Annotated in this window: 10 protein-coding genes, 2 tRNA genes and 2 pseudogenes; 4 read left to right on the top strand and 10 right to left on the bottom strand. The window is 55.3% G+C overall.

Annotated features, from left to right (window positions below; genetic code table 11):
• Nucleotides 1-230: 230 nt before the first annotated feature.
• From ACR0KL_RS12975 to ACR0KL_RS12960, 4 genes are all read right to left on the bottom strand, one after another.
• Nucleotides 231-1,043 carry a helix-turn-helix domain-containing protein gene (locus ACR0KL_RS12975; RefSeq protein WP_170680233.1) on the bottom strand — a complete coding sequence of 271 codons (813 nt, stop codon included), beginning with the start codon at nt 1,041-1,043 and terminating at the stop codon, nt 231-233.
• A gap of 114 nt (nt 1,044-1,157) precedes the next feature.
• On the bottom strand, nt 1,158-2,114 hold the full coding sequence (locus tag ACR0KL_RS12970) for a substrate-binding domain-containing protein (RefSeq protein WP_170680231.1): 957 nt from the start codon (nt 2,112-2,114) through the stop codon (nt 1,158-1,160).
• An 82-nt stretch (nt 2,115-2,196) separates the two neighbouring features.
• Complete coding sequence (locus ACR0KL_RS12965) at nt 2,197-3,483, bottom strand: ABC transporter permease (RefSeq protein ID WP_480777120.1); 1,287 nt, start codon at nt 3,481-3,483, stop codon at nt 2,197-2,199.
• Nucleotides 3,484-3,511: 28 nt separating this feature from the next.
• On the bottom strand, nt 3,512-5,062 hold the full coding sequence (locus ACR0KL_RS12960; RefSeq protein ID WP_170680229.1) for a sugar ABC transporter ATP-binding protein: 1,551 nt from the start codon (nt 5,060-5,062) through the stop codon (nt 3,512-3,514).
• Between the two features lie 640 nt (nt 5,063-5,702).
• Between ACR0KL_RS12960 and ACR0KL_RS12955 the strand changes: the two genes are divergently transcribed.
• A complete protein-coding gene (locus ACR0KL_RS12955) occupies nt 5,703-7,616 on the top strand; it encodes an adenylate/guanylate cyclase domain-containing protein (RefSeq protein ID WP_480777119.1) in 1,914 nt (637 codons plus the stop codon).
• A gap of 50 nt (nt 7,617-7,666) precedes the next feature.
• Here the strand turns inward: ACR0KL_RS12955 and ACR0KL_RS12950 are convergent, their stop codons facing one another.
• Nucleotides 7,667-9,301 (bottom strand): winged helix-turn-helix domain-containing tetratricopeptide repeat protein, encoded by a 1,635-nt coding sequence (locus ACR0KL_RS12950; protein WP_480777118.1) that lies wholly within the window; start codon nt 9,299-9,301, stop codon nt 7,667-7,669.
• Between the two features lie 166 nt (nt 9,302-9,467).
• Here ACR0KL_RS12950 and ACR0KL_RS12945 point away from each other — a divergent pair, with 166 nt between their 5' ends.
• Complete coding sequence (locus tag ACR0KL_RS12945) at nt 9,468-9,884, top strand: hypothetical protein (RefSeq protein ID WP_170643200.1); 417 nt, start codon at nt 9,468-9,470, stop codon at nt 9,882-9,884.
• Between the two features lie 176 nt (nt 9,885-10,060).
• Here the strand turns inward: ACR0KL_RS12945 and ACR0KL_RS12940 are convergent, their stop codons facing one another.
• The gene (locus ACR0KL_RS12940; RefSeq protein WP_480777163.1) at nt 10,061-10,966 is read right to left on the bottom strand and encodes a DMT family transporter; all 906 of its coding nucleotides are present in this window, start codon (nt 10,964-10,966) and stop codon (nt 10,061-10,063) included.
• Between the two features lie 637 nt (nt 10,967-11,603).
• Nucleotides 11,604-11,678, bottom strand: a tRNA-Gln gene (locus tag ACR0KL_RS12935).
• A gap of 239 nt (nt 11,679-11,917) precedes the next feature.
• On the opposite strand from ACR0KL_RS12935, the pseudogene ACR0KL_RS12930 reads away from it, so the two are divergent.
• Nucleotides 11,918-12,172, top strand: a pseudogene (locus tag ACR0KL_RS12930) (integrase core domain-containing protein); the annotation flags it as partial.
• A 998-nt stretch (nt 12,173-13,170) separates the two neighbouring features.
• On the opposite strand, the gene ACR0KL_RS12925 reads toward ACR0KL_RS12930, so the two are convergent.
• The 3 genes from ACR0KL_RS12925 to ACR0KL_RS12915 form a co-directional block, all read right to left on the bottom strand.
• Nucleotides 13,171-13,247, bottom strand: a tRNA-Met gene (locus ACR0KL_RS12925).
• A gap of 73 nt (nt 13,248-13,320) precedes the next feature.
• On the bottom strand, nt 13,321-14,304 hold the full coding sequence (locus ACR0KL_RS12920; protein ID WP_170681765.1) for an alpha/beta fold hydrolase: 984 nt from the start codon (nt 14,302-14,304) through the stop codon (nt 13,321-13,323).
• Between the two features lies 1 nt (nt 14,305).
• Nucleotides 14,306-15,778, bottom strand: coding sequence for a flavin-containing monooxygenase (locus ACR0KL_RS12915; protein WP_170681767.1), 1,473 nt, complete (start codon nt 15,776-15,778; stop codon nt 14,306-14,308).
• 472 nt (nt 15,779-16,250) lie between these two features.
• Between ACR0KL_RS12915 and ACR0KL_RS12910 the strand changes: the two are divergent.
• Nucleotides 16,251-16,473 (top strand): annotated as a pseudogene (locus ACR0KL_RS12910) (BCCT family transporter); the annotation flags it as partial.

Raw genomic sequence — 16,473 nt, 5'->3', positions numbered from 1 at the left:
TGCACGCCGGCGCGAACGCTTGAAGTCCCAGGGCCATGGCAAAACTCCGGTTAATAGGAGCAGCAGGCACAGCACTGACGAGTTTGGGCGGTAAAGCTGACTTTCGCTGCGCCTACAAAGAGCAGGAGCCGTCGCTTCGAAAATCTCGGCCGTTCTGTACGACTAAGTACAACCACTCACGCAGTCCGGCCTGCCCTTTGGGTGGGCCGGATGGTTTCATCTGCAGATTGTCAGGTGAATTGATACCAAGGCGTGCGGGGCAAGGGCATTCGGGTCGCCACGCTGGCTTGCAACTGAGCCGCCGTCGTTTTCAGCGCATCAATGACAAATTCGCGCCGGTTGTCGATCAGGGCGGAAGCAAAATGCGGAATCGTCAGCGACGCGATGACCGATTGACCCATTCCATGGCGAATGGGAGTTGAAATCTCGCTTATGGCGTTGCTCTCGGGGCTGCCGAGCGAGATGTAGTTCTGATCGGCGCAGACTTCCGCTTGATCAGAAAACTCTTGCAGCGACACCGGATTTTCACCTGATGCTATTTTGCGAAGATAGGCCAAGCGATCTTCGCGTGATGCAATTTCCGAAAGAAAACACGCCCCGGCGGATGTCGGAAACACAGGCGTTGTGTAACCGACTTGCACCGTGACACCATAGTTTTGAGACGACGAGACACTGTTGATCACAATCAGCTCGTCTTTGCCATTTGGCACCCAAAGGTGGTTGGACAGTTCGATTTCTTCGGCCAAACGGTTCATGTAAGGTTCAGCCAATTCTGCGAGTTTGCTGTTATCTGTGCGGTCTCCACCCAGCAAAGCGAGCTTTCCAGTTAGTTTGAACAGGTCACCTTCCTGACGATCGATGTAACCGCGTTCCTCCAGCACGATCATCATGCGGAAGATTTCGTTTTTCGAACGGCCAATACCTTGAGCAAGCTGAGACAGGGTAGGGGCAGTGTCCGACAGAGAAAGAAACTCAAGAATATCCAATCCCTTCTCCAAAGCGGGAGCGGAGTATTTTTGGAGTTTCGTTTTTTGCTCGGACATTCGCGGCACCTTTTTTCGAAGCTTTCTCAAAAAAGACGGCAGGGGCGCAAGCCCCTGCGTGTCCGACCGGCCACCCCGACAGGGAGGAGAAAGGAAACCGGTCTGATTGTTTTTTTACAGTCCGTTCTTCTTCAGGATTTCACCTGCGTTATCGGCAGTGATTGCCTCGGTGCCCATAACGACCGACTTTGGCACTTCTTCACCTTTCAGGTGCTTCAGGGCCTGACGCAGTCCTTCGGCGCCCGGGGTCGGGTACAGGAATGTGGCTGACAGTTCGCCGTTGGCAACCCAGGTCACGCCTTCACCTGGCAGGGCGTCAACACCAATGAAGATGATGTCATCTGCGCGGCCCGCGTCTTTGGCGGCCAGATAAGCGCCATAGGCCATCGGATCGTTGTGGCCATAGACCATGGTGATGTCCTCATAGTTGCGCAGGGCGGTCGACATGATGTCGTACGCCTGATCTTGTTTCCAATCGCCCGATTGCTGATCGAGCAGGAAGGTCACGCCTTCTTCGCCGTCAAAGGCCTCGTGGAAACCGTTGGCGCGGTCATGCGCGGCCTGAGTGCCCAGACCACCCCAGATTTCAACAATGGTGCCTTTGGCCACACCTGCGCCGCCCAGTTGGTCCAGCGCGAACTTACCGGCTTCGCGGCCGATCAGTTCGTTGTCTCCGCCAACCCACTGGACGAACTTGTCGGTGTCCACGTTGCGGTCCAGAACGAAAACAGGGATACCCGCGTCGGAGGCCTGTTCGACCACACCGGTCAGACCAGCGGATTCCTTGGGCGAGATCAGGATCGCATCCACTTCCTGACGGATAAAGTTTTCGACATCCGCCACCTGCTTTTCAGTGCGGTCGTTGGCGTCCGCGATGATCAGTTCGACGTTGTTGTGCTGGTCAGCTTCGGCACGCAGGTCTTTGTTGAACTGGACACGCCAGGGCTCAACTGTAGTTACCTGCGAAAAACCGATCACATAGTTGTCAGCCGCAAGTACCATCGAGGCCGAAAACGAGGTTACGAGCGCGGTGGCGACCATCAGGCCCTTGCCAAATGTTCTTCTTTTCATAGTCTACTCCTTAGTCATGATGCGGGTTTCTCCAAATTCCCGCGTTCTGATTGCTCTAACCTTGGTCCGCCAAGATCTGAGGTTAGAGCCTCCTCCCTCTGCCGAGGCGCTCTTTCGCCATGACAAAGATCTCTTCAAATCGCCCTTCCTGAAGCAGGACGGCGACCACGATAATGATGCCCTTGAGCACCAGCTGCGTGTTGCTGTCGATGTTGTTGAGTTGCAGGATGTTGCTGAGGAAACCAAAGATCAGCACCCCAACAAAAGTCCCCATGATGGCACCACGACCGCCCATGAGGCTGGTGCCACCGATCACAACGGCTGCGATCGCATCCAGTTCCAGTCCCAATCCGGCATCCGGTTTACCCTGCCGGAATTGCGCCACATAAAGCACCCCAGCGAGTGCCGACAGGCCCCCGGCCAACGCGTAGGTGATGATCTTGTTGCGACCCACATTGATACCAGCCAGACGTGCGGCCTCTTCATTGCCGCCGATGGCCATAAGGTAGCTGCCAAAAGTGGTGAACCGTGTGATCAGGAAAAAGACCAACAGGACGCCAAGGAAGAAAAGCCCGGGTACGGGCAGGACGCCCCACAGCAACTCACGCAGCACTTCGAAACTTTCCGTCGCATTGCTGCCGGTGTAGACCGGGTAAACAGCCGTATCTTGCCCGGCAATGACGCGCGCCAGACCCAGCGCACCCACCATCATCGCCAGCGTCACGATAAATGGTTGCAGACGGCCATAGACGATCAGCGCTCCGTTCACCGTGCCCATGACGGCCCCGATGCAAGGCACCACGATCAGCACGGCCAGAACACCGAATTTCGGCATGACCTGTCCGGCAAGCCAGACCATCACGCCAATTGCGATTGCAGCCGCGATCAGACGGCTCAGCATCCGCGACGGCGCGCTTGTTGTCGCTGCTGTTTCAGAAGTACGGTTCAGGTTGCTTTGCACGAAAAAAATCAGGGCCGCGATGGTCACAAAAAGGACAATCCCGGTCGCAGGAACGCCGAAATAGCTTGCGGCGGTCCAACCTTCCTGTGTGAGCAGCATGGCGCAGATCACCGTACCCAAAGCCATGACAGAGCCCACGGACAGATCGATGCCAGCGATGAAAATCACTATCGTCATCCCAACCGCGACAATTCCGGTGACCGAAACCTGACGCAGGATGTCCGTCAGGTTCCCCAATGACAGAAAGATGTTGTTGCCCTTCGAGGAGAGGGGCGAGGTCAGCGCACCAAACAGGATCAGGGCGAACAGTCCCCAATACAGTTTGGTTTTGTTCAAGAGCTGCATGAACATTGCCGCACCTGGGCGGTCTTGTTTCACTGTCGGGCTGTTGGGTTCCATAACGGTCATGTCTTTTCTCTTTTGTGGGCCGGGGCAGTTAGCGGAACTGCATCGCCAGGGCCTTGATTGAATCCACGGACATTTCTTTTCGAGACAACTCTCCGGCCATCTGGCCTTCGCACAGCACAATCATGCGGTCACAGACGGCCATGAACTCAGAAAGCTCAGAACTTGCGAACAAAACCGAGATACCCTGATCCGCCAGCCGTCCGACCAAGGCATAAATTTCGTCCTTGGCGCCGATGTCGATACCACGTGTGGGCTCATCCAGCAGAAGGACATGGGGCTGCGTTGCCAGCCATTTGCCCAGAACCACCTTTTGCTGATTGCCCCCGCTGAGCTTGCCAACCGGATGCTCGGGGCCGGTTGCCGCAACCTTGAGTGTTTCGATGGCCTTAAGTGCTTGTTTGCGTTGTTCAGCCTCGGAAAATCGCCCAAAACGGGACTGCAAAGGCATCAACGGCAACGCCACGTTTGATGAGATTGAGCGATCAAGGATCAGGCCGTTGCCCTTGCGATCTTCGGTGATCAGTGCCAACCCGTTGCGCACCCCGTCCTGAGGTTTGATGGGCTGCAGTTGATTGCCTTCCAGCGTTACTTCACCCTGATAGCTGGCTCCTCTTGCGCCGAACAATGTCTCCAGCAACTCAGTCCGACCCGCACCCAAAAGTCCGCCGATACCCAGAATCTCTCCGCGCTTGAGATCAAATGAAACGTCGTCCAGCACTTTGCGTTTGCCGTCCCAGGCCGACAGGTTGGCGACCTGCAATACGGTTTCATCTGTCGCCGGGTTCTGGCGTTCAACGGCGTTTATCTCGACCGTGCGACCGACCATCATGCGTATCAGTTCGGCTGATGTTGTCTCGGAGGCCAACCGCGTGCCGATCAGGTCACCATCACGTAAAACCGTAACCCGGTCCGAGATTTCAAACACTTCATCCATTCGGTGCGAGATGTAGACGACGGCAACCCCCTGCAGAGCCAGGTCACGCACAACTTCCATCAGAATGTCAGCTTCGGCCTGCGAGAGGGCCGAGGTGGGCTCGTCCATAATCAGCAACCGCGCGTTCATCAGCAAAGCGCGAGCAATCTCGACAAGTTGCTGCTCGCCAACGCGCAAGTCTTTGACCGGGGTGTCGATATCCAAAGTGAACCCAAAACGAGCCAACGCCTTCTTCGCCTTCTCCCGCAGCGCTTTGCGGTCGATGAATGTGCCAAATTTCCGGGGCTCATGCCCAAGCAGGACGTTTTCGGCCACTGTCATTTCCGGGATCAGGCTGAGTTCCTGATGCATGATGACGATACCGTGCTTTTCGGCATCGCGCGGTGCATCGAATTCTACGGTTTCACCATCAATCTGGAATTTCCCAAACGTGGGTCTTTGTACACCAGAGATGATTTTGACCAGCGTGCTTTTCCCTGCGCCATTCTCGCCCATCAAAGTGTGGATTTCGCCGCCGTCGAAAACGAGGTCGACATCCCTTAGAACGGATACGCCTGAAAACGACATGCCAATCCCGCTGAGGGACACTGTGATCTGGCTTTCGGTTCCTTGTTGCGCACGCAGTGCGGATTCTTGTTTCGCCATCCCAGCGCCTCCCTTCGCCGATCTAAACGATTCACCATAAAAACGGTTTCATATACGAAACCATAAGCATTGGCAAAGCGTCAATAGGTATTTTCCCTGGAGCGAATAAGGAATTGTTTGGGTGCCTGATCCGACCTTGAAGTCGGCAAACATAGTGCAGGTTTCGAACTTTCTAAACCTTCTTAGTGATTTGTTATTTATATTAATAATTGGAGTCTTGCGTTTATCTTGGACAATTTAAGGCAAGAAAAGCCACCACTGAATTCCCACCCGCTTGCCTTGATCGTCCGACTAACATTACTCATTTTGAGTGTTTCACCAGTGAAAATATTTTGGGTATTTCTCTCGACAGTGCGAAGTTAGTCGATAACTTCGCAGCCGATTTCGAAGGGAGCTTTCTTGCGAAGAAACTTGCTTAGATCGTTCGCGAAAGGCGGTAGCCAACGACGGCCTTAGGCCGTTACTTCTTTCGGACGTCCGGGCGGGAAGCGGACTTTCGCAGCACCTGCAAAGAGTAGGATTCGTCGCGGGGAAGCGGACATCCAGTTTGTGCCATGACAGCCAAATTGGTTGGACTACCAGAAGTGCACGCACTGTCGAGATTTCGTGACATCCGTTAGACTGCGAGCAGGAGGGTTCCATGCAGCGCCGACTCGCCGCGATCATGGCTGCCGATGTCGTTGGGTATTCGTCGTTGATGGGCAGCGACGAGGCAGGGGTATTGTCCGCTCTCAAAGCTCTGCGTTCAGAGATTTTTGATCCCGCAATCGCAAGACATCACGGGCGCCTCGTCAAGGTGATGGGGGATGGTGCCCTTGTCGCATTTGCTTCGGTTGTCGATGCCGTAACCTGTGGCGTCGAGATCCAGCGGGCAATGGCTGAGGCTACTCCGACCCTGGCCAACGGATCGCAGTTGCGGCTTCGGATCGGTGTAAACCTCGGTGATGTCATGATCGCTGATGGTGACCTCTATGGTGACGGGGTGAATATTGCCTCCCGCATTGAAGGTCTGGCTGACCCGGGTGGCGTCGCGGTGTCTGAGAGTGTCGCACGTCAGGCAATGGGCAAAGTAGATGCCGAATTTGAGGATCTCGGCCTGAAAAACCTGAAAAACATCGCTGAACCGGTTCGGGTTTTCCGCGTCATGTCCGGCAGAGCGCCCGCATCTAAACGGCGATCGAACAAGCTTCCATTGATAACCGGTGCATCGGTGCTAGTTGGTCTTGGGGCTGTCGGCCTAATAACGTGGTGGATCGGCATTGATAACGAGCCGCCCGATGCCATGACCTTTGATGAATCTGCTCTGATGTCAGAGCCAACAGGTCCGACCGTTGCGGTTCTACCATTTCAAAACCTTAGCAATACGGACGCCCGCGATTTATTGGCTGTTGGTATTGGCGAAGACATCATCGTTGAGCTAGGGAGCTACCAGGACCTCAACGTACTGTCCCGCCAATCCACCCATTCCGTTGGACCGGACGAAAGTGACCCGCGCAGTATCCGGCAGAAATTCGGCGCTGACTATGTGCTGGAAGGTTCTGTCCGTCAGGTTGCAGATCGTCTGCGCGTGACAGCGCGACTGATAGACACAAGCTCGGGGTTCCAGGTCTGGTCGGACGCGTATGACGAAAGCCTCACGACTTCAAATATTCTGGACGTACAGCTGAACATAACCGAAAAAGTGGCCTCGGCTGTGGGTGACGCGGGCGGAGCAATCAAGCGCATTCACGCAGGTAATGCGCGTGCGAAACCTCCGGAACATCTCTCGTCTTATGAATGTTCCCTGCTGCGCGTTGGTTTCCTGAACCGACGGGATGTGCAAGAGCGCGTCCGCGGCTGTATCCTGCGGGTTGTCGAAGACGAACCCGAGTATTGGCGCGGGTGGGCGCAATTGGCCGAGGCACTGCTAACGGATGTGAAGCTTTTCACCGGGCTGTATCCAGGGACACAGGATGAGAAAATCCAACGCGCGGAAGAGGCGGCTCGGAATGCGGTGTCGCTGAACCCGCTTTCTGCCCGCGCTCACTTCCTTCTGTCGCTTGTGCTTCAGATTCAACGCGATCTCGACGGGTTCTTCTCGTCTGCTGAAACGGCGCTGACATTGGGGACAGATCGGTATCTGCAAGGGCAGATCGGCTATGAGTTCATTTGGTCCGGGCGTCTGGATTTGGGGGCCGCGCTCGTCGAAAATGCAATCGCGCTAGACCCAAATGCAGCAGACCCAAACTGGTATCAGGCGCTGGCCGAGTATCATTTCCTGAACGGGGATTATGAAACAGCGCTGAGCACTTATCGCAAGGGGGCACAGCCGGACATTTGGTGGTCGGTCTCAATCGAAGTCGCAATTCTGGCTGAACTGGGTCCGCGCGACGCCGCCATTGCAGCACGGGACAGGCTGAACAAAATCCGTCCGGGTATAAAAATTGCTGACATTGTCTGGATGTATCGGCGCTTTGCGCGCCCGGATGAACACATCCTGCCTTTCGTCGAAGCCTACAGAGCTGTGGACATGCCCGAGGGGCGGTTTGCCCCGCTTCAGGATAGTGCAGGCTGACCGACGGGGCGCGGTACGGCACAGAATAGTGCCAAGTCTGGCACCGATTTTTATTCGGGCACGCCCGCCTTTTGCAAACTTGCCAACCAGATCCGCCGGTTTTCTGGATGGTTCTTCGATCCTGCGAATTGCCTGCGCATCGCTGAGATTGACAGTTTAGGGTTAATCCCGAGCGCATCGTTAACTGCCTCTTGGGCATCGTCTTGCCTGCCCATCTCGGCAAGAGTGGCCGCGCTCAACAAGTGATGAAACAGCCGCCAAGTATTGCTTGTTGCCACCGTGCCCAACTGCCGGGCTGCGTCAAGCGCTTCTTCGTAGCGCTCCAGATGAAACAGGATGTGCCCTTGGTAGAAGTACATGTTTTGCAACATCGGATCGCGTGGACTTAGCCGGATTGCCATCTCTATCTCGGGCAGGGCAAGGTCCTGCATACGGAACCAGTCATAAGTGTGCGCCAATTCCAGCCGGATACGCGCGTCATTGGGATTGAGCGTGACAGCGCGTTCGAGATTTGCGATGGCTGGATCGGCCTCTCCGGTAAATCGGTAAATATAACCAAGCGCCGCATGTGCCTGCGCGTCCTGGTCGTCCAGTTCAATTGCCCGCTTGGCCGCCTCAGTCGCGGCAATCAACGTGTGCTGAGGCGTATCTGACCACTGAAAGAAGAATATCGTTCCCAGCGCGCGGGCTAACAGGCTGTGCGCTGCCGCGAATTCCGGATCCGCAGCGATGGCGGACTGTGCAAACGTCACCGCGTCCTGCTGGGCCTCTTGCGAAAACACGGCCTGCCGCGCCCGACCGCGTAAATACAGGTCCCATGCACCCATGTCCTCGGTCGGTTTTTCCTGCGATCGTTCTTCGCCGGACTGATATATCTCAGGCAATAACTGGCCCGCGATGGCTCGACTGATCTCGTCCTGAACGTCAAAGACATCCGTTACCTGACGATCAAAAACCTCGGCCCAGATGGTTTCGGCGCTGTCGACATCAATAAGCTCTCCGCTGATGCGCATTTGACCATCGGCCCGGCGGACACTTCCGCGAACCACAAAGCCAACCCCAAGGTCGCGCGCGACTTCGATCGGGGTTGCCTGATCCTTCGCGTACGAGAACATCGTTGCGCTGGACACAACGAAGAGTTCCCGGTTCCGCGACAGATGCGCGATCAGGTCTTCGGTGAGACCATCGACGAAATACTGACCCGTTCTTTCGTCCCCGAGATTGTCAAACTGCACAACGGCCAAAGAGGGTTTCCCGGTGTCCGGCAATCGCTGCCATTCAGCAAATATAGAGAGCGACAACAAAGCGATTGCCAAAGCCAACAGAACGCCCGCAACAAGAACGCCGCGTTTGGGAGCTTGAGTAATGCGCTCAGGCGGCTCATCCGATGTAACCGGTGCCACAAATTGGAACCCGCGCTTTGGAAAGGTCTTGATGTAGTCTGAGCTTGCCGCAGTATCGCCCAAGGCCTTGCGCACGGATCGAATGCGCGTGTTCAACGCGGCATCCGTGATCGCTGCGCCGCCCCAAATCTCGTCAATGATCTCTTGCTTGCTGACAATCCTGTCTCGGTTCCTGACGAGAAATTCCAGCAATTGCAGGGCCTGAGGTTCCAAAGCAACCGGTTTGCCACTGCGGTTCAATCCCTGTGTCGGTTCAAGTTGGAACTCTATGAAACGGTACATACTGAAACCTACACTCCGCCATGTCCCTGGCTCAACGAAGTTTGCGGATTGTCAGATGAATGTCAGAAAAAATCAGATTCCGATCAAGCCCGGCGCGTTCGCCCGGCGTAACGTTTCCGGGGGTTAGCGTTCCGTAGCATTACTCAAAATAATAAGGAGATTGGATATGGCCCAACTGAAAAAACTTTGCATCGCGGCTTCGGTCGCTCTGGCGGGGAGCACTGCATTGGCTGAAACGGATCTTGAGGCGGCGTTGGATAACGGTGCCGAGCGCCTCAATGCCGATCAGATCGCAGAGCTCTTGATCGGAAATACTGTCACAGCCACCTCTGGAGAGAAGAGATTTCGCTTTTTCTATGACCCCAACAATATCGTGAGCGGAGAACTTACGAACGGTGGATGGAACGGTGCCGGCGCATTTGCCATCACCGATACGGATAAGGTTTGCGTTTCCATGGCAGCCGACAAGGGGCGCTATCGCTGTATGACAGTTCTACGTGTCGGGGACACGGTCCATAAGTTCAGTGCCGACGGAAAGAGAACTTTCGAGCTGCACAGCTTTGAACCGTCTACCGGTCTCTGAGTTTCGGTTTCAAACTGGTTCTGACGCTGGACCTGCCATTTTTCTGGCTGAGGAGAAATGGCAAGCACGAAATCAGCTGCCCTGTTCTCCATGCGCGGTGAATGTCCGACTTGAGCGGAAATGGTTTGTCATAGGTCGAACACTTCCGGTGTCCGCTAAGGGCCGGGCGTATAGCCTTAGATTGGAGGCACGGCACGCACGGCGACCAACTGTCTGGCCGCCACCCTTTCACGATGTATCATATACAGCCCCGCACCGATGATGATGGCAATGCCAAGCAGACTAAGCGTGTTCGGGAAGTCATTGAAGACAAGATAGCCGAACAAGGTCGCGACCGGCAGCTCAAAATACAGCAGCGGTGCCAGCGTGGCGGAAGGCGCAAAGGACAGCGCATAGGTCATCATCATGTGGCTCACCGTCGCAAAAAAGCCAGCGCCCAACAGCCACAACAACGCGACGTCTGTCGGCCACACGGGATCAAACAAATCAGAGCCGGAACCTTGCGCAACAATTAGAGCTGGAATGCAAAACAGGCTGGCGATCAGGCCAGTGTGGAATTGCAGGGTCACGGGGTGCACCCGACGCGACAACCCACGGGTCAAAAGAATGTAGAAAGCAAAGGCAACTGCCGTGCCAAGCGGAATAATGGCAACCGCGCCGAAAGCTGCGAAACTGGGCTGGATGACGAACAACACCCCGACAAACCCCACAAGCGCCGCGCCGACGCGACGCGGGCCGACGTCTTCACCAAGATAGAACTTGCCGACCAACAAGACGATGAAAGGGGCAACGAACACGATTGCCAGCGCATCGGCAAGGGGCATCACCCGGATCGCGGCAATGAAGCAAAATGTTGCGAACACCAACAGCAATGAGCGAAAAACCAGCACCATCACCTGACCTTTCGCCACGCGCAACGAAAGTCCCATTATCCAGATGAAAGGCGCCATTAACGCGCATTGCACCACAAACCGCGCAGCCGTAATCTGCCCAACCGGCACACTGGTCGACGCGAGTTTCGCAGACACGTCCAGCAAAGGAGCGGTTATCTTCGCCATCAAGCACATCGATTTCGACTTCATTGATTTGTCTCTGTTGAGCGACCGCCCGTCGTCCAATATCTGTCGAAACCGGCGTTGGTACCGGGATGGAAATTGTTTCCCTGCCGCAAGCAGCGCCGGTTCGATGGTGGACCAGTCGCGCTTCCGCATCGCTGCTTTGAGAGCTTTATTTTCGTTTTCCAGTGCTTCGATGCGGGTGTATGCTTCCTGATCCGAAAGCGTGCAATCGGAATTTTGTTCCACCAAAATACGATTGAGTTCAGCGCGGAGCATCTCTCTCAGCAAGGCAAGTGCCTGTTCAGGTGTTATTTCGTTTTTAATTACTGCGTTTATGATTTCCGGTTCCCTCTGCTCGTAAACAGCGAGCAGGCATCCGGCCCGCACTACGGCGTCGAGCGGTAGGTCGGTCTGCAGATAAAAGCGCAGAAATCGGTTTGATGCGCTGCCTAAGATTTTTTTCGGCAGACGCTTCATGAAGTAATAGGTGCGACCGCGACGTATGAGATAGGGGCCGACGCGAGCGCGTCGCTTGGGTCAAAATCCGATCTTGGAGTGGCGATCGTGTATCCCGCATTGTATCCCACCTTCGGAGGCATGAGATACATGTCTGCTTGAAGGGGCGGAATTCCCCTTATTTTGTTGATCTTTCGGAGAATGGTGGCTGGGGTGGTAGGATTCGAACCTACGATACACGGTACCAAAAACCGCTGCCTTACCACTTGGCTACACCCCATCGGTGAGCGGCTGTCTACGATTGTTGCTGGCAGGGTTCAAGAGGATTCAGATAAAAAAGTGGGCCCTCTCTAAAAAATTTTCGTCGCGCTTGCTGCCGCGTCCGCGGCGGGGTTCTCTCGACCTGTTTTCTATAGCTAAATGGCCACGCGTCTGTCTCGGGATGGACAAACTAAAGCACGAAGTTCTCCAGGGCCTTAGACCCTTTGAGAGCGAATTCGGGCGATCAATGTCACCTTTACCGCCGTTGGCGGCCAGACGGCATACATTGAAACAGGGAGCCCGTGGGAGAACGAACACTTCGAAAGCTTAAATGGCCGGTTCAGGGACGAGCTACTAAACGGTGGAATCTCCTACAGCCTGCGCGACGAACAAATCCCGATAAAACAATGAAGGAGACACTAAAACACAAAACGCCCCCACAGTGCATTGGGCTATCGCCCACCGGCGCCCGAAACCATCATACCGATGGATCTTAGGCCGATGATCCACTAACAACCAACTTGGACCAGTCAGATTAGGCTGCTCACTAAACAACTGGGTCGTTCTGGATCGCCTCAAGGGTGATGCAAGGTCAGACCCGGCTGGGTTGCGGATCTACATTCGTGAACCGAATGTTAACGGCCTGTTTTCTGCGTGTTCAACCGTGTTCTTTCATACTCCTGTGTGAATCCTTGCCTGAAAAGTCTGATGGCTGAGATACGCAATGAAATTCAGGGGGTGAATGGATGTTGGACCTTGCTTTGACCTTTTCAGCTACTTCAGTTTGGGTTGCCGTTGGTTTCTTGTCAGGGTTTTCTTTTTTATTGACTTGAAGGAACTTTTAGGCAGATGCACGAGCCCTCAACCCCTTACACCGCTGCAATGAACGCATTTCAAATAGAAAGCGAAGACGCCGACGGCTACGCGGCGATGTGGGCCGCTTGTCAACTCATGGCTTTGCTTGAAGATAGGCCGGAACTAATGAAGGAATTTGCGGACTTGTGGGCGAAAAAGTGGAATCTAAATTTACATTCGCACTTTAACGAAGACCCCATGTAGCACCTTATGCAGCGCGAAATCTGCGTTCAAGAGGCCCAGTAGTACGCGGAATTACCGGCCCGTTCAGCAAGGGCCTGCCCCTATCAATAAAGGGGTTTGCAGCGGCCACTTGCTCCACCGCCTTACGAATAGGGAAAGCCCACAATTGCCGCAGAGGTCCCCAATATGCCTGTCAGCTAAGCGAACGGGGTTCGGACACCACAATCACCTTGGGATCTGCAGAGAATACTTAAGATCAGTATTGTGGCACTTTACTAGAAGCGCATTCGAGGCAACCTACTCGAAAAGATACAAACATTCGTCGAAGTTGGGCAGCTTTGGATGAAGAAAGACAATCGATTAAGTTGCAAACGCTCCGACGTTCAACTTAGAGCGCTGTGTGCGCAAAATATGGCAAGGTTAAGGGAACTCCCAAAATACCTGAGTACAAACAATGCATTGAGAGGGGTATTTGGTAGCGGAGGAGGGACTTGAACCCCCGACACGCGGATTATGATTCCGCTGCTCTAACCAACTGAGCTACTCCGCCATGAGTGAGAGGCGATTTAAGGGAGCGGTCAGGGAGGGTCAAGAGGGAAAACACCCCCAATTAGCGGATTCTTTCAGTTCGTCGGCTGCCCCTCCTGCGGCAGAGCAGCGCTCGCCGCAATGCCAGAGGCGACACCGGCGATGAAAGCGGCGCAGCGGTCAGGCTCGGTGATCAGGATCATGTGCCCTGCTCCGTCAATCACCTTATATCCCAGCCCGAAGCGCTCCATTGGAGGGCCATGGTGAGGCGCCGACAGGATTGCATCCTCAGTACCATAGAGAATGGCGCCCGGTGTCCGGAGCGCATCATAGCGGGCGACTTGCTCGGAGATGCTGAGATCAACGCCGATCACATCCTCGGACGCCGTGACAAAGGCCGAGGGGCGCAGGCCAAGGGCGCCGCCTGCACGATCCAGAAAATCCGAAGGAGGCGTTTCCGGGTCGAACACCGCGCCCAGTGTATGCGGTGCAGTTTTTGCTGCGATGGGAACGGCCAGCGTGTTGCCAATCAAGCGTCGCAGCCATTGCGTGCGAATCTCCAACGGTTTGAAGACCGCTGGCGTTCCCGGCAGTTTTTGAGTCAACGGGGCAAGCAGCGCCAGCCCGCCTACCCTTTCGGGAAAGTCGAGCGCCATCGCGAGCGACACCGCTCCGCCCAGCGAATGCCCAACCAGAACTGCGCCTGAGACCTCTTTCGCCTCAAGAAACTCGGCAATCATCCGCGCCTGTTCTGGCAAAAGGGCCAGATCTGCGCTGTCGCGTGTGGAATACCCGCATCCCGGCCGATCAAGCGCGATCACGTGGTACTCCTCGGCCAGTTTGTCGACCAGCGCGTAGGTATAGTGCTGCAATTGCCCTGCGAGTCCGTGGATCATCACGATGGTTTGCGCATTCGGGTCGCCTTTTTCGACGTAGTGAATGCGCCCACCGCGCACCGGCAGGATTTGCCCCATCTGCGGAACGGTTTTCAGCCCCTCCCGCATCAGGCTGCGGGTCCACAGGTTCATCGCCAGCAGAAACACCGCGAAGACGGCCAATAGAATAAGAAGCGTCGTCATATCAAACCTCGCTGCCTGCGGCTGGAACCGGGGCGTATTGCTCTAACCCGGATTGTGCCATGCGTTTTTGAAATTCTGCAACTGTTCCGGGCCACAGAGTTGTGTTGCGCCCTTCGGCGTCTTGATACCAAGACGAGCACCCTCCGACCTGCCAAACACTATCGGTGTGACGGTCCTGCATTTCTTTTGTGAATGCGGCTTGCCGTGCGGGGTCGGGAACAACCACCTCCAGCCCTTGGCTTTGCATCCCGTCCAGAACGCGACCGATATGGCCGACCTGAGCCTCAATCATCAGCACGACCGAGTTGTGGCCAAGGCCCGTATGCGGCCCGAGCAGGATGAAGAAATTCGGAAACCCTGCGATGGCAGTGCCCAGATTGGCTTGCATACCCTCCGCCCATGCATTCCGCAAAGTCTGGTCATCTGTCCCGGTGATATCGAGGCGTTCGACCATATCGGTGACGTGAAATCCGGTGCCCCAGATCAGAACGTCGGCCTGCGTTTCGCCACCATCGGTTGCGATGATCCTGTCTCCTTCAATCGAACGGACTGATTGCGATATGACGTCGACATTGTCGCGCGCAAGCGCCGGATACCAATCGTTCGAACTGAGGATCCGCTTGCAGCCGATGCGGTAATCTGGCGTCAGCTTCTCGATTTCGGCAGGGTCCGAAATTGCGCTCTCCAGTTCTTTACGCCAAAGTTTCATGGCGTATTGAACCATCTTCGGATCGCCGCGGAACACTCGATGGCGGTATTCAAAAACCGCGAAGATCAGCTTGCGCCGCAGTCGCGACAACAACGGAATCCGCGCGTACAGCCTGCGAACCCATGGCGCGATCGGGCCGTCAGGACGCGGCAGAACATAAGGCGCGCTGCGTTGGAAAATCGTTACATGGCGGGCCGTCTTGGTGATCTCTGGTACGAATTGCACCGCCGAGGCACCCGTTCCGACCACTGCCACGCGTCTACCCGCGACCGAGACGTTGTGATCCCATTGCGCAGAATGAAACGTCGGGCCCGGAAAACTGTCGGCCCCTTGGATGCCCGGAATACTGGGATGATGCAACGCACCGATGGCCGAGACCAGAAACCGCGCCGACCAGCTCTGCCCCGACTCCGTCTCGACTTGCCAGCGCGCGCCATCCCATTTGGCCGACTTCAACTCCTGCTGAAAATGACAGAGGTCGTAAAGGCCTTCCTTGCGCGCAACATCCTGTAGATACGCCTGAATCTCGGCTCCTTCCGCATAGGCGCGGCTCCAGTTCGGGTTTAGGTGTGTGGCCATCGAATAGAGGTGCGAGGGGATATCACAGGCAACACCGGGATAGGTATTCTCGCGCCATGTCCCACCGATATCACCAGCCTTTTCCAGAATAGCGATGTTGCGGAGGCCACGTTTGCGCGCCTCAAGCGCCATGGTCAGCCCGGAAAACCCGGCCCCGATGATCAGCATATCGACATTGTGATCCACGCCCTCACTCCTCTTCAAGACGACCAGAGTGTATTGGCAAAGACTATAAGCGCAGGCGGCGCCCTGAACAGCGTCCCGTTGGGTAATGCCGCCAAACTAGCACTCGCATACGCTGAGTGTGACGTGCCACTATGTCGTTTTCGACGAATTCGATCAGTCAAAACGCCCCTTTTTGGCAATAAGGCTCGCAGAATCCGTCGTCATTGCGACCGAAAAGGTCGGAATCCGGAGCACCACACACGCAAAGAGTGTCTAGCCTTCCCAACCAACCCACATAACCAAAGACGCCTTTTCAGTGTCCGTTTAACATCGAAATCACAAGGAAAAATTCAAGGCGCGACAGAACCTGAGTGGGTCAGGATTTAAAGCCACGCGCCTGAACGACCGGTGCGATCACCGCAATAACATAAGAGAAGAGCCAGCAAAAAGAACGGCCTTCCACCCTATCAAATCGACAACACGGAGGAAATTGATGTCGATTAAAGAACCGTTTACGGATTTGGACATTAAGACCGCGGATAGCGGTTTTTATGAGAATAACAGCGTTCCGATTGCGCTGATTAGTAAAGGCGTGATGGTTGCGCTAGTGCTTTGGGCGCTGATTTTTCCGGCGAACGCGAACAGCACTCTGGGCAGCTGGAACTCTCAGATTCTGGAGGTTTTCAACAGCTTCTACGTCATCATCGTAGGTCTGT

It is taken from the genome of Ruegeria sp. C8, from assembly GCF_056537565.1.
Note: the sequence above shows the minus strand (reverse complement) of the source record. Positions and strands in the feature narration are given on the sequence as shown.